The sequence below is a fragment of the Methanogenium cariaci JCM 10550 genome (genome assembly GCF_001315945.1).
Lineage (GTDB): Archaea > Halobacteriota > Methanomicrobia > Methanomicrobiales > Methanomicrobiaceae > Methanogenium > Methanogenium cariaci.
Genome location: NZ_BBBG01000001.1, coordinates 237,940 through 261,100, shown reverse-complemented (window position 1 = coordinate 261,100; position 23,161 = coordinate 237,940). Strand labels below are relative to the sequence as shown.

16 protein-coding genes and 14 pseudogenes are annotated in these 23,161 nt (G+C 58.7%); 26 read left to right on the top strand and 4 right to left on the bottom strand.

Annotated elements, in window-relative coordinates:
• Positions 1 to 15: 15 nt before the first annotated feature.
• From JCM10550_RS01600 to JCM10550_RS01590, 4 genes and pseudogenes are all read left to right on the top strand, one after another.
• A complete protein-coding gene (locus tag JCM10550_RS01600) occupies positions 16 to 213 on the top strand; it encodes a hypothetical protein (protein WP_245618594.1) in 198 nt (65 codons plus the stop codon).
• Positions 197 to 916, top strand: a complete 720-nt coding sequence (locus JCM10550_RS21405) for a hypothetical protein (RefSeq protein WP_245618593.1) — start codon at positions 197 to 199, stop codon at positions 914 to 916. The genes JCM10550_RS01600 and JCM10550_RS21405 overlap by 17 nt, the downstream gene beginning before the upstream one ends.
• 29 nt (positions 917 to 945) lie before the next feature.
• On the top strand, positions 946 to 1,410 hold the full coding sequence (locus JCM10550_RS21400) for a hypothetical protein (protein ID WP_245618592.1): 465 nt from the start codon (positions 946 to 948) through the stop codon (positions 1,408 to 1,410).
• Positions 1,404 to 3,280 (top strand): annotated as a pseudogene (locus tag JCM10550_RS01590) (molybdopterin biosynthesis protein). Before JCM10550_RS21400 ends, JCM10550_RS01590 begins: the two are co-directional and overlap by 7 nt.
• 23 nt (positions 3,281 to 3,303) lie before the next feature.
• On the opposite strand, the gene JCM10550_RS01585 reads toward JCM10550_RS01590, so the two are convergent.
• Positions 3,304 to 3,702 (bottom strand): hypothetical protein, encoded by a 399-nt coding sequence (locus JCM10550_RS01585; RefSeq protein WP_157199827.1) that lies wholly within the window; start codon positions 3,700 to 3,702, stop codon positions 3,304 to 3,306.
• A 260-nt stretch (positions 3,703 to 3,962) separates the two neighbouring features.
• On the opposite strand from JCM10550_RS01585, the gene fhcD reads away from it, so the two are divergent.
• From fhcD to pheT, 21 genes and pseudogenes are all read left to right on the top strand, one after another.
• Positions 3,963 to 4,850 carry a formylmethanofuran--tetrahydromethanopterin N-formyltransferase gene (fhcD, locus tag JCM10550_RS01580; protein WP_062396474.1) on the top strand — a complete coding sequence of 296 codons (888 nt, stop codon included), beginning with the start codon at positions 3,963 to 3,965 and terminating at the stop codon, positions 4,848 to 4,850.
• A 91-nt stretch (positions 4,851 to 4,941) separates the two neighbouring features.
• Positions 4,942 to 5,412: a hypothetical protein gene (locus JCM10550_RS21395; RefSeq protein ID WP_245618591.1), complete on the top strand. Its 471-nt coding sequence runs from the start codon at positions 4,942 to 4,944 to the stop codon at positions 5,410 to 5,412.
• Positions 5,369 to 5,524, top strand: a complete 156-nt coding sequence (locus JCM10550_RS21390) for a hypothetical protein (protein WP_245618590.1) — start codon at positions 5,369 to 5,371, stop codon at positions 5,522 to 5,524. The genes JCM10550_RS21395 and JCM10550_RS21390 overlap by 44 nt, the downstream gene beginning before the upstream one ends.
• Positions 5,512 to 5,907 (top strand): DUF1743 domain-containing protein, encoded by a 396-nt coding sequence (locus tag JCM10550_RS21385; protein ID WP_245618589.1) that lies wholly within the window; start codon positions 5,512 to 5,514, stop codon positions 5,905 to 5,907. Before JCM10550_RS21390 ends, JCM10550_RS21385 begins: the two co-directional genes overlap by 13 nt.
• Positions 5,891 to 6,799, top strand: a pseudogene (locus JCM10550_RS01570) (DUF1743 domain-containing protein). The gene JCM10550_RS21385 and the pseudogene JCM10550_RS01570 overlap by 17 nt, the downstream one beginning before the upstream one ends.
• A complete protein-coding gene (locus JCM10550_RS21380; protein ID WP_245618588.1) occupies positions 6,781 to 7,164 on the top strand; it encodes a hypothetical protein in 384 nt (127 codons plus the stop codon). The pseudogene JCM10550_RS01570 and the gene JCM10550_RS21380 overlap by 19 nt, the downstream one beginning before the upstream one ends.
• Entirely contained in the window at positions 7,113 to 7,562 is a 450-nt protein-coding gene (locus JCM10550_RS21375) for a hypothetical protein (RefSeq protein ID WP_245618587.1), read from the top strand. The genes JCM10550_RS21380 and JCM10550_RS21375 overlap by 52 nt, the downstream gene beginning before the upstream one ends.
• Positions 7,516 to 8,718, top strand: coding sequence for an indolepyruvate ferredoxin oxidoreductase (locus JCM10550_RS01560; RefSeq protein WP_245618586.1), 1,203 nt, complete (start codon positions 7,516 to 7,518; stop codon positions 8,716 to 8,718). Before JCM10550_RS21375 ends, JCM10550_RS01560 begins: the two co-directional genes overlap by 47 nt.
• Before the next feature lie 236 nt (positions 8,719 to 8,954).
• A pseudogene (gene aksA / locus JCM10550_RS01555) lies at positions 8,955 to 10,098 on the top strand (homoaconitate hydratase).
• Positions 10,095 to 11,308, top strand: a pseudogene (locus tag JCM10550_RS01550) (aconitase/3-isopropylmalate dehydratase large subunit family protein); the annotation flags it as partial. The pseudogenes aksA and JCM10550_RS01550, both read left to right, overlap by 4 nt.
• Before the next feature lie 9 nt (positions 11,309 to 11,317).
• Positions 11,318 to 11,789, top strand: a pseudogene (locus tag JCM10550_RS01545) (3-isopropylmalate dehydratase).
• Positions 11,786 to 12,364, top strand: a complete 579-nt coding sequence (locus JCM10550_RS01540) for a hypothetical protein (protein ID WP_175020530.1) — start codon at positions 11,786 to 11,788, stop codon at positions 12,362 to 12,364. The pseudogene JCM10550_RS01545 and the gene JCM10550_RS01540 overlap by 4 nt, the downstream one beginning before the upstream one ends.
• 11 nt (positions 12,365 to 12,375) lie before the next feature.
• On the top strand, positions 12,376 to 12,657 hold the full coding sequence (locus JCM10550_RS20010) for a hypothetical protein (protein WP_175020529.1): 282 nt from the start codon (positions 12,376 to 12,378) through the stop codon (positions 12,655 to 12,657).
• Positions 12,654 to 13,648 (top strand): annotated as a pseudogene (locus JCM10550_RS01535) (isocitrate/isopropylmalate family dehydrogenase). The gene JCM10550_RS20010 and the pseudogene JCM10550_RS01535 overlap by 4 nt, the downstream one beginning before the upstream one ends.
• Positions 13,649 to 13,754: 106 nt before the next feature.
• Positions 13,755 to 14,637, top strand: a pseudogene (locus JCM10550_RS01530) (deoxyribonuclease IV).
• A 28-nt stretch (positions 14,638 to 14,665) separates the two neighbouring features.
• A pseudogene (locus JCM10550_RS01525) lies at positions 14,666 to 15,689 on the top strand (tRNA-intron lyase).
• A 13-nt stretch (positions 15,690 to 15,702) separates the two neighbouring features.
• Positions 15,703 to 16,975: pseudogene (locus JCM10550_RS01520) on the top strand (tryptophan--tRNA ligase).
• Positions 16,976 to 17,288: 313 nt separating this feature from the next.
• Positions 17,289 to 17,972 (top strand): annotated as a pseudogene (locus JCM10550_RS24130) (phenylalanine--tRNA ligase subunit alpha); the annotation flags it as partial.
• Between the two features lie 139 nt (positions 17,973 to 18,111).
• A pseudogene (locus tag JCM10550_RS24125) lies at positions 18,112 to 18,258 on the top strand (phenylalanine--tRNA ligase subunit alpha); the annotation flags it as partial.
• A 7-nt stretch (positions 18,259 to 18,265) separates the two neighbouring features.
• Entirely contained in the window at positions 18,266 to 18,439 is a 174-nt protein-coding gene (locus JCM10550_RS24120) for a hypothetical protein (protein WP_281175209.1), read from the top strand.
• Positions 18,439 to 20,083, top strand: a pseudogene (gene pheT / locus JCM10550_RS24115) (phenylalanine--tRNA ligase subunit beta). The gene JCM10550_RS24120 and the pseudogene pheT overlap by 1 nt, the downstream one beginning before the upstream one ends.
• On the opposite strand, the pseudogene hisF reads toward pheT, so the two are convergent.
• Positions 20,052 to 20,868 (bottom strand): annotated as a pseudogene (gene hisF / locus JCM10550_RS01505) (imidazole glycerol phosphate synthase subunit HisF). The pseudogenes pheT and hisF sit on opposite strands and share 32 nt — an antisense overlap.
• Positions 20,869 to 20,996: 128 nt before the next feature.
• Between hisF and JCM10550_RS01500 the strand changes: the two are divergent.
• Positions 20,997 to 22,238: pseudogene (locus JCM10550_RS01500) on the top strand (adenosylhomocysteinase).
• Between the two features lie 26 nt (positions 22,239 to 22,264).
• On the opposite strand, the gene JCM10550_RS21355 reads toward JCM10550_RS01500, so the two are convergent.
• Positions 22,265 to 22,762 (bottom strand): hypothetical protein, encoded by a 498-nt coding sequence (locus JCM10550_RS21355; RefSeq protein WP_245618584.1) that lies wholly within the window; start codon positions 22,760 to 22,762, stop codon positions 22,265 to 22,267.
• On the bottom strand, positions 22,759 to 23,085 hold the full coding sequence (locus tag JCM10550_RS21350; RefSeq protein WP_245618583.1) for a hypothetical protein: 327 nt from the start codon (positions 23,083 to 23,085) through the stop codon (positions 22,759 to 22,761). The genes JCM10550_RS21355 and JCM10550_RS21350 overlap by 4 nt, the downstream gene beginning before the upstream one ends.
• Positions 23,086 to 23,161 lie beyond the last annotated feature (76 nt).

Genomic DNA, 23,161 nt, shown 5'->3' with positions numbered 1-23,161 from the left:
CCACCATATGTTAGCATGACAACAGACGACCTTGCAAAAATATTCGAAGACTATGGAATTGAAAATGAGATCACCTGTATACAGGCATTTGAGATCTCTGAGAAATATGCGGTATCAAAGACCGCCATTGCCCGCTACTGCAACAGCCGGGACCCCCGGGTCAAGATCAGGGGGGCTGCCAGCTGGGCTGTTTCAAATGAGCATTTTTCTTGATCTTATTCCGGTCTCTGAGGCAGAGGAGGTACTCCGAAAGATCGCACCGCTCATGGGAGAGGAAACAGTAGCTCTCTCTGAAGCATACAACAGAGTGCTCTTTCGTCCGGCCACCGCAGGAGAAGACATTCCCGGCTTCACCCGCAGCGTGGTGGACGGATATGCCGTCCGTGCAACGGATACGGTCGGTGCGGGTGAAGCACTGCCTGCGATGCTCACCATCACCGGCCGCGTCGGGATGGGAGACGGGGGGGATGCCGGAGAGGTCGCACCAAACGAATGCCGGTATGTCCCGACAGGCGCCGTCATCCCGGAGTGCCGATGCCGCTGCCATGATCGAGTATGCAGAGGAATCAGGGGACGATGTGCTCGTCTACCGGGCGGTCGCACCGGGGGAAAACCTCACCCTCCGGGAGATGATTTCCAAAAAGGAGATCGAGTATTTCCGGCGGGCAGGTGCCTGTCACCCCCCCGTGACCTCGGGGTTATGGGTGCACTCGGCATCACCACGGTGCCGGTCTGCAGGCAGCCGGTTCTTGGAATCATCAGCACCGGCAATGAACTCATCAGCCCGGAACAGACACCCGGACCCGGGAGATACGGGACGTCAACACCTATCTCTGCGACGGATATGCACAGACACGGGGGCACCATCCCCCCCGCATCTATGGCATCATCCCTGACGAACGCGGCCCCCCCTTGAGGAGGCCATCCGACAGGCGGTCGCCGAGTGTGATCTGGTCTGCATCTCCGGTGGCAGCTCCAAAGGGGGAACGGGACATGTGTGCGGCCATTCTTGCAGACCTCGGCACCGTGCATGCACACGGGATTGCACTTGCACCCGGCAAACCGACCATCATCGGCACCATTGATGATGTCCCTGTCCTCGGCCTTCCCGGCCACCCGGCATCTGCATATGTGGTGCTGGTGGCACTTGGCGATGTGCTCATCGCTGCCATGACGGGAAGCAATGTCACACGAATAACCGTGCCTGCCCGATGCGCCGCCCCCCCGGTTCCGTCCGCACGTGGACGCGAAGACTATGTACGGGTCAGGCTTGAGGGCCGGGACGCATACCCGCTCTTCGGGAAGTCCGGCCTCACCAATACCCTCATCGAAAGCGATGGTCTCCTCCGTGTCCCGGATGGCAGGGAAGGCTACGAGAAGGGTGCAGAAGTTGAGGTGATCCTGTGGTAACACGATTTCTAGAACTGGTCTCCCTTGAGGAAGCCCTCAGAAAAACACTCTCATCATTTTCCTACACACCCACCGAGGAAGAGGTATCATTATCCGACGCGGCAGGCAGGGTGACGGCCGCACCGGTCTTTACCCGGCAGTCTGTTCCGCAGGTACACCTATCGGCGATGGACGGGATTGCAGTGAAAAGCAAGGATACGCACGGTGCCGGTGAACAGCGTCCGGTGATTTTGCAGGACTTCCTGCGAGTCAACACCGGCAATGTGGTACCCTCAGAGTATGATGCGGTGATCATGATCGAGGATGTGGAGGAGGATGAGGCAGGACACTATCTCATCCGCAGGGCCGCCGCCCCCCCGTGGCAGCACATCCGGCCAGTGGGAGAAGACATCGGCGAATCCGAGATGATCGTCCCTTCATCCCACCGTATCCGTCCCCCCATGAAATCGGGGCACTGGCGGCCTACGGGGTGACAACCGTCCCGGTGCGAACCGTACGGACCGGGCTCATTGCCACCGGCAGTGAACTGGTGCCCCCCCCGGCACCCGGCCAAAAGTAGGGCAGGTCATCGAGAGCAATATGCAGATGGCTGTGGCATGCTCCGTGACCTCGGTGCCACGCCCACCCACTATGGCATCGTGCCGGATGAACCGGAACAGATTCGCGAGGCCGTCATCCGTGGCATCAAAGAGAATGACATGCTCATCATCTCTGCCGGTTCTTCCAAAGGAACCCGTGACTACACGGCATCCATCATCGAAGAGCTGGGCGAGGTGTTCATCCATGGTGTTGCTATCAAACCGGCACGTCCGGTCATCATCGGCGCTATTGAAGGCAAACCGGTCATCGGCACGCCTGGATATCCGCTCGCCGCCTACACCATCATCCGTGAATTCATCACTCCGATGATGGGAGCATATGGCCTGCAGCCACCCGTGCCGGAGACCATCCCTGCCGTTCTGTCCACACGTCTGGATTCAGCAGGGGGGGAACAGACGAATTTGTTTTGCTCTCTGTGGGCAGAGTCAGCGACCGGTGGGTGGCCGTCCCCCAGTCCCGCGGTGCCGGGGGGGTGCAGATGAGTGCCGTCCGTGCCAATGCCTATATGAAAATTCCCGCACGAAAAGAGGGAGTGATGACCAGTGAGGAAGTGCAGGCGACGCTGATGGTTCCCCCCCAGTCCGTTGCAGCGGAATCCCTCCTTATCACCGGCAGCCATGACCCGTGCATCGATTACCTCGGCGACATGCTCCGGAAACACGCAGTCACTCTCCATCCCACCCATGCCGGCAGCATGGGTGGTGTCCTCTCCCTAAAACAGGATACCTGCCATGTGGCACCGATGCATCTTCTCTCAGATGACGGCAGCTACAACATCCACTACCTGGAAAAATATCTGCCGGAGACACCGCTCACTCTCCTCTGCGTGGCAGAACGGGAACAGGGCATCATCGCTCCTGAGCCGATCACGTTTGATGAGTTGCTAGACAAACGGATCATCAACCGCCAGAAGGGCTCGGGAACCCGCATCCTCTTCGACCATCTCCTGAAGGAGAAGGGAGTGAACCCCGCAGAGATCACCGGATACGAACGGGAGGCCACCACCCATCTTGCCGTAGCCCTTGCGGTCCGTTCAGGCGAGGCAGAGGCAGGTATCGGCGTATACAGTGCGGCAAAGGCCCTGGGTCTTTCGTTCACTCCCATCGGGACAGAACGCTATGAACTGGTAACACGAACTGCGACCTTAGATGCCATGCCTGAAGTCAGGCAACTCTTTGAGAACGTGGCTTCAGATACGTTCAAAGAGATACTCCACCGTCTTGGCGGTTACCGTACCGAAGAAACAGGGATCGTAAGAAGAATTCCCTGATATCTTTTAATTTTTAAAAAAAATTATTCTGCGGGAAGAACCTTCTTCCACCAGATGACCTGTCCGTCCTCAACCTTGAGCACTTTCAGGTAATTGATCATTACATCAGCAGGCACTGCAGATACATCTGCATCGGTTGGCACAAAGAGCATCAGTGGTTCAAGTGCCACCCCCCCTGCCTCACGGGCCGCATCGTAATGCTGCTGTATCGTACATGCCTTCTCTGCAGACACACCTGCTTCCATGCAAACTTCCACAGGATAGCGTAACGTTTTGCCGAAGCGTTTCCGTGAGACAACGTATGCAAATGATGCACCGCCGCACTCAGGGTCTCTGTCAATATTCCATCCCTCACCCGGTGAGAACATCTTTCTCAGGTCGCGGGTAACATATGAATTCATTACATCTCTGGAATCGCCCATGTTCCAATCTCCTCTATAATATGAGATTTCATCTTACTAAATTTAAACTTATCTCATTTGTTGGATCGACATATTCATAAAAAAATGGACAATTACTGATTATTTCGGGAAATAACCTGAAATATAACGAAATGCTCAGCATCACCCATACAATCAGCACCTCCTTCGACCGCCCTCATCTGCTGCAAATAACAGCGAAAAAGAAAGCTTATAGTAATGGGGGTGCACCACATATTGGATTAGTATCGAGAGGTTTAATAATGGAATTAAACGGCGTTTTTATCGAAGATGAGTATGCAGAGGCATTCCCCAACTGGGCATGCCGGGTCATTATCACCGCAATCAATGAGAAATGGGCAGTGAACGCAGCAACAGAAGCAACCGGTTTTGCCACATCAGCCATCGGCTGTCCCTGTGAAGCAGGCATCGAACGGATTCTCTCTGCCGAAGAGACACCGGACGGACGGCCCGGCGTTGCCATCCTGATCTTTACCGGCGGCAAAAAGAAACTCAAGGAACAGGTTGTCGAGCGCCTTGCAGAGTGTGTGCTTACCTCACCCACCGCAGCAGTCTTTGACGGCATGCCCGAGGCAGAGGAACGCATCGATGTCAAACTCCACTTCTTTGGCGACAAATTTGAGCACAAAGTGGAAGTCGGCGGACGCAAATGCTGGGCCATCCCCCCCATCATGAACGGCGAATACATCGGTGAGGAAGAGTTCGGCATTGTCAAAGGCATTGCAGGCGGCAACTTCTTTATCATGGGAGAGTCCGTTGAAGCTGCACTCGAATCTGCAGAGAAAGCAGTCGAGGCTATTAAGACCTGTCCAGGCTCCATCACCTCATTCCCGGTTGTCGCATCCGGTTCCAAGGTCGGCTCAAAGGCCTACAAGTTCATGGCGGCCACCACCAATGAGAAATACTGTCCCACCATCCGTGACCAGGTGGAAGACTCCAATGTCCCCCCCGAGGACGTTGCATGTATCTACGAGATTGTCATCGACGGTGTTGACGAAGCAGCTATCAAGGCAGCCACCAAGGCAGGCGTTGAGGCAGCAGTCACCGTGCCCGGCATCAAGCGGATCACCTCAGGAAACTTTGGCGGCACCCTCGGTCCGTACAAGTTTTCACTCTCAGAAATACTCTAACACTCTTTTTTCCCCCCCGGTGCACTGCGCATCCCTTAAATACCTTTGTTGCCGATAATTCTGTTAACGAAATTTTCGGTGACAAACACATATGATAGTATTCACACCTGACGAGATACAGAAACGCTTCGGGCGCCTCTTTTCCCAGCGCCTGTTGGTAATGGTTGACGAAAACGCAGGACGTGCAGAGATTCTGGAGGAGTGCCGGTGCCGCGGTTCCATTGAATGGGATGTCATGAACCGGAAGCGTGCCGGTGGTGCTGTTACGGGCATCACGGTCGAGGGTACATCGATGACCATGCAGGCGAAGATCGGCCTCTACCCCCCCGCCCGCTTTGGCCCGGCGGATCAGGAACTGGGCGGTCAGGCACTGGAAGGTGTGGAGATCTGCGGTGATGAGGTCGTCACGTCATGGGCAGGCATTGCCGGCGCCGGCGTCGGTGTCGCCGCATGCCTCCCGCAGGCACCCGGCGTCATACGGACCGAGTTTGAATCTGAAGATGAACTGAAGATCGGCGGTGCCCGCCTCAGCCGGTCACGGATTTTCACCCCCCCGCTATGAGAAGGTGACCATCGGTATCGATGACACGGATACCAAAGAGGAAGGGGGGGCCACCTGGGTGCTTGCAAGCCAGTGTGCCGAGCATGCCCGATTGAAGGCGTGGAATACCTGAATATGCGCCTCATTCAGCTGAACCCGAAGGTCCCGAACAAGACAACAAACTGCGTCGGTTCGGCCCTGAACTTCGCAGTGCGCCCGGATAAAATTGATGAACTGCTCATTTATGTGCGTGACTTCATCCAGAAAAATGCGGTCAGTGATGACACCGGCATTGCCGTCTACCGCGGCATTGACCTGCCGGAAGAGTCAGCCTACAAGACAAAAGTAAAGACCGAGGTCTTAAACCAGCAGGAATGTGAAGCAGAGGCAAAACGTCTGGGCATCACCTATATCGACACCTGCGCAGGGAAGGGCAGAATAGGGGGGGCACTCGGTGCAGTGCTCTGGGCAAATGCAGGCATTGAAGCGGCCGGGTTATATGGCGAACATCTCTGACCCCTATTCCATCCGCTACCCGGAGATCTGCGCGGTCGCAGATGTTGACGGCAAAACCGTAGAACTCATCGAAGAGTTTGCCTGCACCGGCGGGGCGATGTGGGCCGGACACAATTATCAGAAAAGCCCTCTGGTGCAGTCTGTCCGGGTGATCGGCAACACCCAGCGTTTCCTGCTCTCAGCAGGAAAGACCACACTCCCGCTGGAGGGATCCTACTTCCCGGCAGGGATTGCCGCCGTCGTTGTCACCGATGAGAGATCGGCATCACCTACCGCGGCGTGGGCGGCGGTGGCGTGGGCGCCACGGTCTGCCGGGCAGAGGCAAAAGGCGTCATCCGGTCAAAGAGCGACCCCCCCTGCGGCGGCGGGCGTGAGGCTGGTGCCCAAATCTGGCTGCCCCCCCGGCGGGAACGGGTGATCATCGGCGTGGACGACACCGATACCCCCCCGGAGGAGGGGGGCCACATGGACCCTGGCACACAACATCGCTGAAGCCGTTCAGACCCCCCCGGAGACCCGCTACCTCTCCCATACCATTGTCCAGCTCTTCCCGGTGCCCTACCGGACAAAGAACTGCGTGGGTGTGGCATGCGAGTTTGCCACATCAGAACCGGAACGGCTGGTGGCCGCATTCGAGGAACTGCTCCGGAAATATACCCTCTCGGATGAGACCGGCATGGCAGTCTTCCGCGGCTTCTCCCCCCCGGCACCTCTCATGGATTATGGGTGGAAGGTGAAACACGGCGAGGTGACCCGCGATGACCTTGACGCCATTAGTGAGCATATTGAATGCCGCCTGAACGGGCGGGGGGGCATCATCGGTGCTGCAGCGGCCATCCCGTTTGCAACCCGCTACCATGAGGCGCTGTCCATATGCACTGGGGAACCCTGAAGGCTCGGATTCTCGCGCACGGCAGCGTGCGCCTGACAGGCACCTACCGGTTCCATCCGGAACAGTCTACCGCAGGCCCGGGGGCAGGCGGCAGGGGTTCCATCTTTTTTGCGACATCACAGGGTCGCATCCGGCTTGCCCTTGATGATTATTCTCTTCTGACACTGACCGCAGATGCAGACGGCAGCGCCCGCCTCACCGGTCCGGACATTGATATCTGCGGCCACATTGAAGAGGCGGTATACCACTGTCCCCGGCAGCATTCATCACCCTCTCGGAGGGGGGGTGCATCTTCTCCTGCCGCTACTGTGCGGTGCCCTCTCTTCCAAAATATATCAAGACGAGAGATGAGGTCTGCGCAATGATCACAGCGGTGAAAGATGACATTGATGCAATATCACTTACGAGCGGAGTGATCGGATCTGTGGAGGAGGATGAGAAAAGAGCCGTTGCCGTGGTGCAGGCGGTGGCAGACTTCGGTATTCCGGTGGGCGTCTCCATCTATCCCCCCCTGCCCGGCACCCCCCCGCAGCGGCTCAAAGACGCCGGTGCCTGCGAGGTGAAGTTCAATATCGAGGCAGCGACACCGACCCTCTTCCATGAGATGTGCCCCGGTCTGGACTATGCAGCCACTTGGGAGATACTGGAGGATTCGGTTCGCATATTCGGCAGAAACCGGGTATTTTCCAATGTCATTCTCGGACTGGGAGAGACCGATGCGAGATGGAGACCTGCATCCGCCGTCTCACGGAGATCGGCGTGATCCCGGTCATCCGACCCCCCCTTGCCCCCCCCCCCCCCCCGGCCTGCCGGGGGGGCTTCTCCGCCCGACGGCAGACCGCATGCTCCGGATGGCAGAGTTTGCCAAAAACGCACTCGCGAAAGCGGGCCTTGACCCCCACACAAGCAAAGACGATGTGCACGCTCTGCGGCGGATGCGACCTTGTCGCCGGGAGGGACATATGAACCCCCCCGATCGGCCCGGTGAAACCGGCGAAGCGTGCCTTGCCACCGCACTCCGGACGGCGGCAGACCGTTTCTACACCGTGCCGGGATACCCCATGACCACGCTGGGAGAGAGCTGCGGGGGGGCAGTCTGCACCGTTAACGAAAAGGTGGCGCTTGAGTACGCACTCGGGGGGGACGCTGTCTCCGGGCGGCGTGCCTGTGTCATCCTGAAAAATGTCGGTCTGAACGCCTGCATGGATCCCCTGATGAATGCTGCCGTGCAGGGACTTTCCGGAGGCCTTGTGATCGTTGTCGGCGATGATACCGAAGTCAAAGGCTCACAGAATGCACAGGACTCCCGCTGTATCGGGAGAGTCGCAGAGATACCCGTATTCGCCCCGGCGGCAGACGAACTTGCCACCGTTGTCGAGACGGCATTCCGGGCCTCGGAACAGTTCTCCCGCATCGCACTGGTGCGGGTGACCCCCCCCGCAGTCCTTACCGCAGAGACAAACGGCCACCCTCCGGCGCGAAACCAGCGAGCGGGAACCATCGCAGATGCGTCACTGACCATGCGGGGGGGGCGGTCCGAGGCAGCGGAGAACCGGCGCAGAGAGATGGTCAGGTGGGCACAGGAAAACACCATCCCGCACTCGTTTTTCCGCCGCATCAGGCAGCGTGCCCTCCTGTTCAACCGTCTCACCCCCGGCCGGTGCGCCGGAAACGATGCAGTCACGCGGCTCGGCCCGCACCTTCTGCCGGGGGGGCTGTCCGTATATCCCCCTCCTGGAGGTCATGCGGGAGAAGAACCTGCACCCGATCCTGGACATCGGTTGTGGCCTTCTCTCCAAAAACCCGCCATGGGAAATTGGCACTGCCGGATATGGGCTGGGATCAGCCCTGCGGTTGCTGCGACAAGCACCGGGGGGGTGGCGCTGATGGGCGACTATGCACTGATGCACTCCGGCTGAGCGCCCTTGCAGACATACACGAAAAAGGGCTGCCCGTCCTTGTCGTGATTGTGGAAAACGGTGTTCTGGGGGGGATGACCGGAAAACAGGCGGCACCGGATATCCTGCCCTACATCAGCTGGGCAACACCGGTGCTGGTGGATGCCGCAGACCGTGAGGCCATCCGGGCCGCACTAGTGCCGGAAGACCGACTGAAATGCATAATTATCAGGGCAGATGCCCCGAGGGAGAATACCATGAAACCGTGGAATGTTGAGATCTGTGATGTGACACTCCGTGACGGTGAACAAACACCGGGCGTGTCCTTCACCTGCAAAGAGAAAATGGCAATCGCCTCGCTCCTGGATGAGACCGGAGTGGAGGTCATTGAGGCCGGTTTTCCGGTAGTATCAGAAAATGAATACCGATGCGTACAGGAGATCTGCAGAATGGGACTGGACGCCCGCATCTGCTGCCTCGCACGTGCCGTCCCCCCCGGCGATATTGACGCGGCCATCGGCTGCGAAGTGGATCTGGTGAGCATCTTTATTGCGACATCCGACCTGCACATGCGAATAAAATACCGGTGCACACCGGATGAGATGCTGGAACGGGGGGGTCTTGCCATGGTTGACTATGCCCATGATCACGGGATTGCGGTTCGTTTCGCCGCAGAGGACGCATCCCGCAGCGACCCTGTCTTTCTGCAGAAGATGTATGCGGCAGGGGGGGCAGAGCATGGTGCCGAATACTCTGGATTTGCCGATACCCTCGGCTGCCTGACACCGGTTGATATGATGCAGTTCATGGAAAAGACCGGCAGTACCATCTCAAACAAGCTTGCCATCCACTGCCACAATGACCTTGGGTGCGCCACCGCAAACACGATCACCGCAGCAGCATGCGGGGCATTTCAGCTGCACACCACGGTAAACGGCATCGGGGAACGGACCGGCAATGCCCGGCTCGAAGAGGTGCTCACCCTCCTGCAACTGAACGGGGGGGCGTGGACCGCTATGACCTCACCCGCCTGCCCGCGCTCTCGGCGATGGTGGAGAACTACAGCGGCATCCGGATGATGGATACCAAACCGGTGGTCGGGAAGAATGCCTTCTCCCACGAAAGCGGCATCCATATCGCAGCGATGCTCGATGACCCGGAGACCTACGAAAACCTCCACCCGGAGACAGTGGGTAGCATCGGCGGTATATCCTCGGCAAACATACCGGCAAAAAGGCCATCGAGCATGTAATCGCCTCGAAGGGATGCACCCTCTCCCCCGCACAGGTGCACTGGGTGCTCTGTCGGGTCAAGGAGATCTCGGAAGGGAAATGCAATGTCACCGATGAGGTCCTGATGAACCTCCTGCGTGAGGCACAAAACCGGGGGGGTGAGGCATGAGCACGCTTTCCGAACGTATCCTCGGCGGCCCTGCGGGCAGCTATGTGGATCGCGACGTGGATCGGGCCTTTGCCCACGACGGCACCGGGGGGGTGCTTGCCATGGAGGCCTACCGAAAGATGGGGGGGAACCCGAAACCGGCCCGCCCGGAAACGGTCTCGATCATCTACGACCATATCGCACCGGCGAACACCTCCCATACCGCCTCGCTCCAGAAGGAGCTGCGGGCATTCGCCGCTGCCGCAGGTTTTGTTCTCACCGACGTCGGCGTGGCATCTGCCACCAGCTGATGAGCGAAGGGCGGGCATTGCCCGGTGAGGTGGTCGTTGGGGCAGACTCCCATTCCTGCACGATGGGTGCCTTCGGCGCCTTCTCAACCGGCGTGGGTGCGACCGACATGGCGGCCATCTGGGCGGAGGGGAGCACGTGGTTCCGCGTCCCGGAAACAATCAATATCGAGCTCACCGGCCGTCTGCCTGCGTGCTGCGAGGCAAAGGATATCGTCCTCACGGTCACCGGCGAAATCGGCATGGACGGCGGCACCTACCGTGCACTGGAATACACCGGCGACGGCGCCGCCGCACTCTCGATGGCAGGCCGCCTCACCCTCTGCAACATGGCCATTGAATGCGGTGCAAAAACCGGTCTCTTCTACGCCGACAAAACCACACAGGAATATCTCGCCCAATACGGTCACCGCATCGAACGACAGGACCCGGAGGATGCCACCTACTGCCGTGAGCTCCCGGTTGATCTCTCCGACATGGAGCCGGTCCTCTCAGTCCCGCACCGTGGATACCGTGGCCCCCCCGGTCACCGAGTATGCGGGCACCCCCCCCTCGATCAGGTCTTCGTCGGCACCTGCACCAACGGGCGCTACGAGGATCTGGAACGCTTCGCCCATATCGTCCGCGGCAAAGAGGTCGCATGCCGCACCATCGTTATCCCGGCGTCCCGTGCGATCATGCAAAAGGCGGCGGAGAGCGGTGTCCTCGCAGAGATCATCGCCGCCGGGTGTATGGTCGGCCCGCCGGGATGCGGCCCCTGCCTCGGCATGCACATGGGTGTCCTCGGTGAAGGGGAGGTTGCCCTCTCGACTGCCAACCGCAACTTCAAAAACCGGATGGGCGTCGGGGGGGCGGAGTATTATCTCGGCTCGGTGGCAACGGCCGCGGCAAGTGCGCTGAAAGGCGAAATAACCTCACCGGAGGGGGGTATTATGACCCTCTCCGGCCCTGCCGTCTGCATCGGAACCGACATCGACACCGACCTTGTCATCGCCGGTCGCTACCTCCGGACAAAGGACACCTCCGTCTGGGCCGAACATGTCTTCGAAGACCTCGACCCGACGCTTGCTCCCCGCTGAAGGGCGCCGTTCTTGTGGCAGGCAATAATATGGGCTGTGGGTCATCCCGCGAACAGGCACCGGTCGCCATACGGGAGGCGGGTGCCGTCGCCGTCATCGCCCCCTCCTTTGCCCGGATCTTCTTTCGGAATGCGATCAATGTCGGTCTGCCGGTCATTGAGTGCGAAGGGCTGACCTGCTCTGAAGGCAGCAGCGTCATTATATCACTGGAGGAGGGCTGGGTGGAGACGGGCGGGGTGCGCCACCCGATCCGCCCCCCCTCTCAGAGCGGATGCAGGAGATTCTTGCGGCAGGCGGGCTCGTTCCCTACTGGAGAAACAAATGATCTTCCCGGAAGAGTGCAAGACCGTCGGATCGGCAGATGAGAAGCCCGCCGGAGAGCGAGTATACTTCCTCTCCCGCTACCTTGTCCGCCGCACGGATACCGGCCATGAAGTATGGGCGGTTGAACCGGAAGCAGGCACGACAATGCTCCGTGCGATAAAATCATCCCGCCTGCTGGCGGGCGCTGCAGATGTCTGCATGTACCCGGAAAAGGTGAACCTCCACAACCGCACCGACCTCATCCGGCGGGCACTCGCGACAGGAAAACGCTGCACCGTCTTTACGGGGGGGCTGGATGAGCACAGGACCTTTGTCTGTGACCCGTCAGAAGAGGAACTCTTTACGATCCATGTCTATGACGCAGAACCGCCCCGGCCGAATCTCGCCCACAACATCCGTGACCTGGAACAGACCGGCCTCTTCGGGGGGGAATGCACGGTGCAGTTCTGCTACCATATCGCAGACATCCGGAAGACTGACGCAGAGGCCTACCCCCCTGCCGGGCGGCAGGATTCTCCCGGACGATTGACAATGACCGTCTGCGGGGGGGTGATGAAACGGTCGCAGGGTGCCTGACCGCACGCCAGGTGCTTGCCGAATGCTACGGAGCGGAGGCCGCGTTCTCGGTCACCGACATCTGCCCCCCCGCAAACCAGGTAACAGCAGAACCATTCATCGCCCGCTGCTGCCGGTCGGAACGGGCCGGCATTGGTGTCCATGATGGATACTACGGGGCAGTCGTCCACTGGGGGGGGCCACCCCCCCCGAACCATCGCCGAGGCAGTCTTTGCCATCTGTGCAGGTTGGGAAGAAAGAAAATCGAACGAAAAGGAAGAAAGGGGGGGAGAAAAGGGGGGGATCAGAAATGACCGCCATTGCAGTCGTGGAAGGGGGGGACGGCATCGGACGGGAAGTCATCCCGGTGGCTCGTGACGTCCTTGCCCTCCTCCACCCGGAGTATGAGTTCTATCCGGTGGAAGTCGGCTACGCGACATGGCAGAGAACCGGGGGGGAGGCATGCGGGGGGGCAGATGCCATCTCCCTCCTCCGGGATGCGGATGCCATCCTCTTTGGGGGGGCGGTGACCACTCCCCCGGCATCCGATTACCGCAGTGTCGTGTTGCAGATCCGAAAGGAACTGGATCTCTATGCCAACCTCCGGCCCATTCAGGGAAACAGAGTGGACATCATGGTCGTGCGGGAGAACACCGAAGGCCTCTACTCCGGGATTGAATGGCAGGAGGAAGACCGGGCCTCCACCCTGCGGGTCATCACCCGCAAGGGGAGCGAGCGGATTGCACGAACCGCCTGCCGCATTGCACGGGAACGCAAAAACCAGCTCACCATCGGGAACAAGGCAAACGTCATCAAATCGGATGTATTCTTCCGTGACATCTGTATCAGAACAGCAGAAGAGATGGGCGTCAGCTACACCACCGCGTTCATCGACGCCCTGACACTGGATGTGCTCATGCACCCGGAGCGGTATGATGTCATCGTCACCACGAACATCTTTGGCGACATCCTCTCTGACGCAGCCGCCTATCTGGTGGGGGGGGACTGGGTATGCTGCCCAGCGCCAACATCGGCGATTCGCACGCCCTCTTTGAACCGGTACACGGGAGCGCCCCGGATATCGCAGGACGGGGGGGCATCGCCAACCCCATTGCCGCCGTCCGGTCGGCGGCGATGCTGCTGCACCATCAGGGAGATATCGCCGGGGCAGCCCTTATCGAAGATGCCATCCGCCTGACAACAGAGGCAGGCATCATGACACCCGACACCGGCGGGAAGGCATCCACCAGGGAGGTGGGTGCCGCAATGATCTCCGGACTCAGCCGGTTAATGGAACAAAACTGACCGGGAACCTCTCCCATCATTCCTCCAGTTCTACATCCGGCGGCCCCCCCGCCCGCCAACATGCCACCCTTTTTGTCTGCCGGATGCAGATGCATTCCTGACAGCCATGATCAACATCGGATGCCACGTCTCCATCGCAGGATCCCTCGCACAGGCCATTCCCCGTGCACAGGAACGCACCTGCAGCACCTGCCAGATATTCACCTGTAACCCACGCAGCTGGAAGACAAAACCCCCCCTGACCGCAGAGGCAGCATCCACCTTCCGGCAGGCCGTAGAGGAGAGCGGCATCGCCCCGGTGGTGGCGCACATGCCCTACCTCCCCAACCCTGCCACACCCCCGGCCGGACGTCTGGGAGAAGTCAGTTTCAGCGATTGTTGAAGAAGTGGAGCGCTGCCGCATGCTGGGCATCCCGTATCTTGTCACCCATCTGGGCAGCAGTCTCGGCAGCGACGCTGCGGCGGCACGCGAACGGGCGATAACGGCCATCGGCAAAGGAGTGGCAGCCGCTGAAGGTGAGGTGATAATACTCCTCGAGAATACCGCAGGGACACAGAACAGCATCGGCACCACCTTTGAGGAGATTGCAATGATCATGGAGGGGGTGGAGCAATATGGTCCGGTCGGTGTCTGTTTTGATACCTGCCACGCATTTGCGGCAGGCTACGACCTCAGGACAGCGGAGGCCACAGACTCTGTCGTCAGACACTTTGATGCAGCAATTGGTCTCTCCCATCTGAAGATCATCCACCTCAACGACACCCTGTCCGAACTCAACGGCAGGCGTGACCGTCATGCCCATATCGGCCTCGGGATGATCGGCGAGAAAGGCATCCGGTCGGTGGTCACCCACCCGGCACTGCGGGCCCTCCCGTTCATCTGTGAGACACCGGTGGACTGCCGCCGAAACGACCGTGGGAATATTGCATGTGCCCGGAAACTGGCAGAAGAGGCAGGTACCGGAGTGCCTTCCCACCCAACTATTTAAGATATCATCCCCCCCAATTTTACTAACAGTGAAGGCGAGACGGGACGGCACCACCGTGGTGCTCGGAAAGGACGGACATACCCTGTATGACCAGAGCGGGTATGGACGAAAGACAGCGGACGGCCTCAGCCTATCTCCGGAAGAGGCCCTGTATCTGGTGCTGAAAAAGAAGATCACCGTAGAGGGCGAGAGTTTTGAGTCACTCATCACAGACTTCTCATCTCTGCCCGGGTTTATGCGGCGGTTTCTGGTCTACCGGGATATGCGGGAAAGGGGGGGCTACGTGATTCTACCCGGCCCCCCCCAGGACTTCCGCGTATTCCGGAGGGGGGGAGAGCGCCCCCCCGGCACCGGGAGAACAAATTATCTCATCCGTGTGCTCTCCGAGCGTGACCTCATCACCTTCCGTGAGCTTGCCGGGGGGGAAGTGGAATCGGCAACGCATATGCGCAAACAGTTTGTCCTCGCCGCAGTCGATGATGAAGACGAACTCACCTACTACGATGTGAAGACCGAGTCCCTGAAGGAAACAGGTGCGGCACCGGATATCCCCCCCAGATAACCGGCATACGTGCCGGAAATTCTGTCATCACGAATGACACCGAAGCGTTCCCCCCCGACTCCCTGTGGTTTGGTACAAAACTGGACTCCGCACGTCTGATGCTCTCCCCCCCGATGGAGACGCTCTACCTGCTGGACACACGGGGGGTTCTCACCATCACCGGAGATGAGAACGGAGAAGCCATCCGACAGGATATCCCCAAAGAGGACGCGGAATGGAAAGAGAAGTCTCAGGTCTATGCATACCTGCGCTCTCAGGGCCAGACCCCCCCCGTACCGCCTATAAATTCGGCCACCATTTCCGCGTATATTCAGGAGAGAAGAAACACTCTGAACTCCTCGTCCACGCCCTTCCCGCCGATTCATCCCTGCCCATGAGCGTGATATCACGTTCCGTCAGGCTGGCACACAGTGTGCGCAAGAAGATGCTTTTTGCATGTACCGAACAAAATGGTATTGAATTCGTTGAATTTGCACGAATCAAATTGTGAGTGATCTGTTTCTATGCAGTCGGAGATTAACCCATGGTCTGCAAACCAGTCCATCGACACGGATAAACTCTTTACGGAGTTTGGAATCGAACCTATTGAGCCGGTGATCCCGGAGATCCACAACCCCCCCCGGCATTTCTGCGCCGGGGCATTGTGATCGGGCACCGTGACTATCGCCCCATCGTGGATGCGATGAATAATAACACCCCCTTTCATGTGCTGACCGGGTTTATGCCATCCGGGCATCCCCATCTCGGTCACCTGATGGTGATGAAGGAGGTGGCCTGGCACGTGCAGCAGGGCGGAAACGGCTACGTGGCAGTCGCCGACCGTGAGGCACATGCCGTGCGCAATATCTCATGGGACAAATGCAACGAATACGGCAGGGAATATCTCACCTGTCTCTATGCACTGGGGGGGTATGAGGGAGAAACCTACTACCAGAGCACCAATAACCGCCTCAAAGACCTCGCCTTTGAAGCGGCAATAAAGATGAACTTCTCCGACCTGCAGGCAATATACGGCTTCGGGCAGGAGACAGCCCTTGCCCATGCGATGAGTGTCGCAACGCAGGTCGCCGATATCCTCTTCCCACAGGAGGATGCCGGGCCCGCACCCACCATCGTTCCGGTGGGCATTGATCAGGACCCCCCCACATCCGCCTCACCCGTGACATCGCACACAAACTCCGCTTTTTCACGGTCGAGATGCGGGACGGGTATGTGAGCGTGCGCTCCAAGAACGCACCCGAAGAGGCACTCGCCGCCGTGCATACGGCATTCCCCGGCTCAAAGAAATACGAGGGGGGGCATGTTGATATCAAAGGGGGGGCAGGCCTCGCTGACGTGGATGCAAAAGTCCGCAGCATCGAGATTGAATATGGGGGGGGATTCGGATTCTACTCTCCGTCTGCCACCTATCATTACTTTATGCAGGGCCTGCAGGGCGGTAAGATGTCGTCCAGTGTCCCGGAGAGTTTTATTGGGTTCTGTGACACAGACAAGGCGGTCAAAAAGAAGATCATGGGCGCTGTCACCGGCGGCCGGATGACCCTTGAGGAACAGAAAAAGCTTGGCGGTGAACCGGAGAAGTGCTCGGTGTATCTCCTCAACCTCTTCCACATGGTGGACGATGACGACGAACTCACCGAGATTTGCCGGGCCTGCAAGGCGGGTGAACTGATGTGCGGCACCTGCAAGAAGGCAACCTACGAACGGGTCAAAGAGTTCCTTGCAGACTTTAAAGAGCGGATGGATGAAGCGGAACATAAGGTGGATGAACGATAATGGCGGAACTGACATATAACGAAAAACGCATGATGGTGGTCTTAAACACCATCAAAGAGCTACACCCGAGGTGATTGCCGGGGGGGAACTGAACACAACCGCAGCAGCGGTGGTACAGTTCGCCCACCTCTGCGCCGACAAGGGTATTGCCAGCCTTGACCGAACCATCACGGTCAGCTATGCCCTCACGACAGAAGGAGAGCAGTATGCCACCCTTGGCCTCCCGGAGCGGCAGGTCTATGCCTCATTCCAGAATGAGATCAGCATGAAGGAGATGCAGGCACATCCACTCTCCCGGATTGCCATCGGCTGGATGAAGAAGAAGGGCTGGGTCACCATTGAGAAAGGGCAGGTAAAAAAGACCGGTGATGCACCGGAAGGCGCTGACGAAGTGGCGCTCCGTGACCCTGACGCAAACAGGGAAGGTATCCTTGAACTGGTGAAACGCGGTCTCGCCGAAGAGACCGAGACCACCACCTATTCGATTGCCATTACCGAGGCGGGAAAGGCGCTTGTCGAAGCAGGCATCGACCTGAGAGAGGAGGTGGGCACCCTCACCCGGGAACAGATCCTCTCGGGTGACTGGAAAGACCTGAACCTCCGGCGCTACAGCGTAGACAAACTGCCCAAACGCATCGTCCCCCCCGGCAAGATACACCCCTACCAGCGCCTCATCAATGAGATGCGCAATGTGCTCCTTGAGATGGGGGGGTTCATTGAAATCTACGGGGGGGATGTGGTGCAGAGTTCTTTCTGGAACTTTGACGCCCTCTTCCAGCCACAGGATCACCCCCCCGCACGGGAGATGCAGGACACCTTTTATCTGGACAGCACCACCCCCCCCTGCCGGAGAACTGGGAGCAGGTTCGTGACGTGCACGAACACGGCGGCACCACCTCATCCGTCGGATGGGGCGGCACCTGGTGCCTGCCAAGCACAGACCAATGTGCTGCGAACCCATACCACCGGCCTTTCAATCCAGTACCTCAAGGATCATCCCGACGAACCGGTGAAGGCCTTCTGCATCGGGAGAGTCTACCGGCGTGAGGCCATCGACCCCCCCACCCCATACCCCCCCGGAGTTCGAGCAGCTCGAGGGTATTGTGATGGACAAGGACGTCTCATTCCGCCATCTCATGGGATTCTTAAAGGAGTTCTACGGGAGAATGGGATTCGAGGACGTGCGGTTCCGCCCGGCCTACTTCCCCCCCTACACCGAGCCATCGGTCGAACCGGAGGTATATGTGGACGGCCTCGGCTGGGTCGAACTTGGCGGAGCAGGTATCTTCCGTGAAGAGGTCACTGACCCGTGGGGGCGTAAAATACCCGGTGCTTGCCTGGGGGGGACTCGGCGTCTCCCGTGTTGCGATGCTAAAGATGGGTCTGCGTGACCTGCGCCAGCTCTACCGCAGTGACGTGGACTGGATACGTGACACCCCCATGATGCAGGGAGGGAAAGACTAATGCCAATCATCAAACTGCCCTACAAATATCTGGAGACCCTGACCGGCACCGACCGTGATACCATCATCGACCGGGTGCCGATGATCGGTGCCGACATTGAACGTATCGAAGAGGATCATATCGATGTGGAGTTCTTCCCTGACCGGCCGGATCTCTTCTCCACCGAAGGGGGGGTTGCACGGGCGATGCAGGGATTTCTGGGACTCAAAGACGGTATCAATGACTATCCCATCACCCCCCCTCCGGCATCAGCTTCCGGGTTGACCCCCCCGGCCTCGCTGAGATCCGGCCCTTCCTCGGGTCTGCGGTCATCCGCAACGTCTCGTTAACGGAAGAGGCCATCGAGAGCCTGATGGGTCTGCAGGAAGCCCTGCACTGGGCGGTCGGCAGAGGCCGCGGCAAGGTGGCGATCGGGGGTGCACGACATGGACACCGTCACTCCACCGTTTTACTACCAGGCCGCACCGCGTGACCGTGCCTTCGTGCCCCCCCTCGATTTCGCAGAGGAGATGACGCTGGAGGAGATCCTTGAGCGCCACCCGAAGGGGATGGACTATGCCCACCTCGTACGCGACTATGCACAGTTCCCGCTCATCACGGACGCAAAAGACAATGTCCTCTCCTTCCCGCCCATCATCAACGGTGAACTGACGAAGGTGACCACCGCAACACGGAATATCCTCCTCGACTGCACGGGCACGGACAAAAAGGCCGTGATGACCGCGGTCAACAACATCTGCACCGCCCTTGCGGATGCCGGGGGGGCCACCATCGAGAGCGTGGAGATAGACGGCACACCGATGCCTTCCCTTGCCCCCTCCCTCCGCACGGTCAGTGTGGACGAGTGCCGCCGCCTCTTAGGCATCCCCCTCACTGCAGAGGAGATGGTTGCACACCTGCAGACCATGCGGTTCGGGGGGGCTGAGGCAAAAAGTGAGGATGAGGTCACAGTCACTGTGCCCTGCTACCGGTCTGACATCATGCACGACTGGGATATCTTTGAGGATGTGGCCATCTCCTACGGCTTCGAGAACTTCGATGCCGCCCTACCGGAATCGTTCACCACGGGAAGACCTCATCCGGTGATGGTCATGATGGACGGGGTGCGTGAGATTCTCGCCGGTCTCGGATTCCTGGAGATGATGCCTTCACGCTCACAAATGAACGGGTGCTCTATACCGCGATGCAGCGGGAACCAAACGCAGAGGTGCTGAGACTGCAGCGTCCGATATCAGAGGAGCAGACGGTCATGCGCACCGACATTCTTCCGCTGCTGGTGGAGACGCTCCAGATCAATCACCACCGGGAACTGCCGCAGCGCCTCTTTGCCATCGGTGACTGCGTGGAAGGCACCGAGACCTTCCAGAAGGTGGCCGCCGTGAGCATCCACACGGAGGCGGACTTTTCAGAAATTTATGCCTGCGCAGACGCCTGATGCGGGAGATGCAGCTTGCCTATGAAATAGAGGAGTCAGAGGATCCCGCATTCATTCCCGGACGCCGGGCGGATATCATCGTGGACGGCAAAAAAGCAGGGGTATTTGGGGAAATAAACCCGGATGTCATCCGGGCCTTTGAACTGGACGCACCCATATGTGCGATGGAAATAGATCTCAGATGCGTACAGGCACGTCTCTGTCTCTGAGATACTCTTTTACCTCTTTTACGGTCATCTCACCGAAGTGAAAGACACTTGCGGCAAGGCAGGCGTCGGCATGGCCCACGACAAAACCGTCATAGAAGTGTTCCAGCGTACCGACACCCCCCCCGCTTGCAATCACCGGAATGCGACGGCATCGGATACGGCCGCAGTCACCGCCACATCAAAACCCTGTTTTACGCCATCGGTTTCCATCGAGGTCAGAAGAATCTCACCCGCACCACGGCGTTCAACCTCCTGTGCCCATTTTACCGCGTCGATGCCCGTCGGGTGGCTGCCGCCGTAGATGACCACTTCATACCAGACGACGGACCCGTCCGGCATCGTGATGGGCGTCACCCCCTCCCGCATCTCATCGTTTTTGCGCACATCCATTGCAACAACGATGCACTGCGACCCGAACATCACCGCCCCCTTCGGATATGAGTTCCGGGTGCTGCACGGCGCTGGTGTTGATACTGACCTTGTCTGCACCAGCCCGGAGAATCTCCCGGATATCGTCAATGGATCGGATGCCGCCGCCGACCGTGAGGGGGGGCAAAAAGAGCTGATCCGCCGCACGCTCGATCACATCGATAATGATACCACGGGCCTCCTTTGATGCGGTGATATCCAGAAAGACCACCTCATCGGCACCCTGTTCATTATACCGGGCCGCAAGTTCCACCGGATCCCCCGGCATCCCGCAGACCAAGAAAATTAACCCCCCCTTTCACAACCCTGCCGTCCTTTAAATCCAGACACGGTATGATACGTTTGGTGAGAACCATCGTAGTAGATGGTGGGCAGGGGGGGCATATGATTATTGTGTATCAGTCTGCCGAAGTGTCTGAATTCGTGATAATAAAAAGTCCCTTAAACCGCTGTAACATACGCTAATCAGGACAGTGAAATGACCATGGACTCAGGAGAACTGAAGATGGGCTGGGCCCGGCAGTATATGCCGGTGCTTGCAGAGATTCGCAAGCGGTTTGAAAAAGAACAGCCGCTTGCCGGGGGGGCCACCGTTGGTATGGCCCTCCACGTAGAGGCAAAGACCGCGGTCCTTGTCGAAACAATGGCCGCGGGCGGGGGGGCAGAGGTGCATATCACCGGCTGCAACCCCCCTCTCAACACAGGACGATGTGGCCCGTGCTCTTGGACGGGTGCCCGGTGTGCACTGCTATGCTACCCGTGCCTGCAGTGTGGACGAGTATTATGCCGCAATGGACCAGGTCCTTGATGCATCCCCCCCTAATATCACCATCGATGACGGTATGGACCTCATCCACCGCATACACACACTTCGCCGGGATCTGCTCGATACGATCATCGGCGGGTGCGAGGAGACGACCACCGGTATCCAGCGCCTGCGGGCGATGGCAGACGACGGGGGGGCCTTGAGTTCCCGGTCATCGCGGTGAACGACACCCCGATGAAACGCTCCTTTGACAATATCCACGGCACCGGCGAGAGCGCGCTCTCCTCCATCATGATCACCACGAACACCCTCATCGGCGGCAAGTGGTTTGTGGTGGCAGGATACGGCTACTGCGGCCGCGGACTGGCACGAATGGCACACGGCCTCGGTGCAAAGGTCATTGTCACCGAAGTGGATCCCCCCCGGCGTGCTCTTGAAGCACACATGGACGGCTACCACGTGATGACCATGAAAGAGGCGGCGGCCATCGGTGAAATCTTTGTGACCACGACCGGCAACACCTCCATCATCACGGGTGAGCACTTCCCGCTGATGCGAAACGGCGCAATTCTTGCCAACGCCGGGCACTTCAACGTGGAGATTGAAATCCCGTGGCTGGAAGAACATGCAGAGGCAAAAGAGACGCGGGACAGCATTGACACGTATCTTGTGAACGGCAACCGCATCAGCGTGCTCGCAGAAGGGCGACTTGTCAACCTCGCCACTACGAAGGGCATGGGCCATCCGGTGGAAGTGATGGATCTCTCCTTTGCCCTACAGGCACTCTGCACGGAGTATATGTATAAAAACGGCGGTGACCTGAAGGGCGGCGTCTATGAAGTGCCCCATGAGATTGATACAACGGTCGCGCACCTCAAACTGGCATCCCTCGGTGTCACCATCGACACACTCTCAGAGGAACAAAATACCTACATGCACTCCTGGACAACAGGCACATAATACCTTTTTTTGATTTCGTTTCAGCATTATTCGTCGGCATAGGATTCGCGGACAGCAAAGAGATACTCCTGTGCGTAGCCTGCGTAAGGCCCGAAATGCTCCTGTGCAAACCGGCGGATACGCTCGTATTCCGCAGGCGTGAGGGATTTTTCCGGATTGCCGATGCCGTAGAGACGGTGCATGATCATCCGTATCCAGACATCCACCGGAAAGGACTCGTACTTCTGGAAGCCAAAGAGCAGCACACAGTCCGCCACCTTCGGGCCGATGCCGGGATAGGCCTGCAGCGCCCGGCGTGCCTCTTCAAAGGGCAGCTTTCGGATGCGTTCGGCCCATCCGGGGGGGTCTGCAGCGATGGCAGCGGTGGTTTTGTGAATATAGGGTGCCCGGTATCCAAGGGAACATCCGCGTATCTCTTCGAGAGAAAGGGTGGCAAGGGCCTCTGGTGTGGGAAAGGCATACCGGATCGTGTTGTCCGGTGCTTTGATCGGTCTCCCTGCGGCGTGGCACAGGTTCTCGATCATCCGGGTGATGAACGGGATGTTCGCATTCTGGGCACATATATACGAGATAAGACACTCCCATGGATCCTGCCGGACGATGCGCAGACCACCGATGCGGCGTACGGCATCGGTGATATGGGGGGGTCACCGCAGAACCCGGAGACGATGGCATCACAGGCGCAGTCGAGGTGCAGATATGAGATGAGAAATGCTTCCGAACAGCCGGTAAAGGAGAGCCTCACCCCGTCCTGACAAAGGCTGATGACCCTGCCATCCACCACTCCCTGCCAGGTATCTCCCCCTTTTTTTCCATCTGAAGAGCTGGCCGCAGGAGAGGGTGGCATCCAGGTTCAGTGGATATGCAGGTTCGTACACCAGAACCTCATGTGCGGGTATCTCTGTTCTGCCTGTCATTGTATA

Coding starts and splice junctions, on each gene's coding strand:
- JCM10550_RS01600 (WP_245618594.1), top strand. CDS start 16: ATGACAACAGACGACCTTGCAAAAATATTCGAAGACTATGGAATTGAA.
- JCM10550_RS21405 (WP_245618593.1), top strand. CDS start 197: ATGAGCATTTTTCTTGATCTTATTCCGGTCTCTGAGGCAGAGGAGGTA.
- JCM10550_RS01585 (WP_157199827.1), bottom strand. CDS start 3,702: ATGGGCGATTCCAGAGATGTAATGAATTCATATGTTACCCGCGACCTG.
- fhcD (WP_062396474.1), top strand. CDS start 3,963: ATGGAATTAAACGGCGTTTTTATCGAAGATGAGTATGCAGAGGCATTC.
- JCM10550_RS21395 (WP_245618591.1), top strand. CDS start 4,942: ATGATAGTATTCACACCTGACGAGATACAGAAACGCTTCGGGCGCCTC.
- JCM10550_RS21380 (WP_245618588.1), top strand. CDS start 6,781: ATGCACTGGGGAACCCTGAAGGCTCGGATTCTCGCGCACGGCAGCGTG.
- JCM10550_RS01560 (WP_245618586.1), top strand. CDS start 7,516: ATGCGAGATGGAGACCTGCATCCGCCGTCTCACGGAGATCGGCGTGAT.
- JCM10550_RS01540 (WP_175020530.1), top strand. CDS start 11,786: ATGATCTTCCCGGAAGAGTGCAAGACCGTCGGATCGGCAGATGAGAAG.
- JCM10550_RS21355 (WP_245618584.1), bottom strand. CDS start 22,762: ATGATCGAGAACCTGTGCCACGCCGCAGGGAGACCGATCAAAGCACCG.
- JCM10550_RS21350 (WP_245618583.1), bottom strand. CDS start 23,085: ATGCCACCCTCTCCTGCGGCCAGCTCTTCAGATGGAAAAAAAGGGGGA.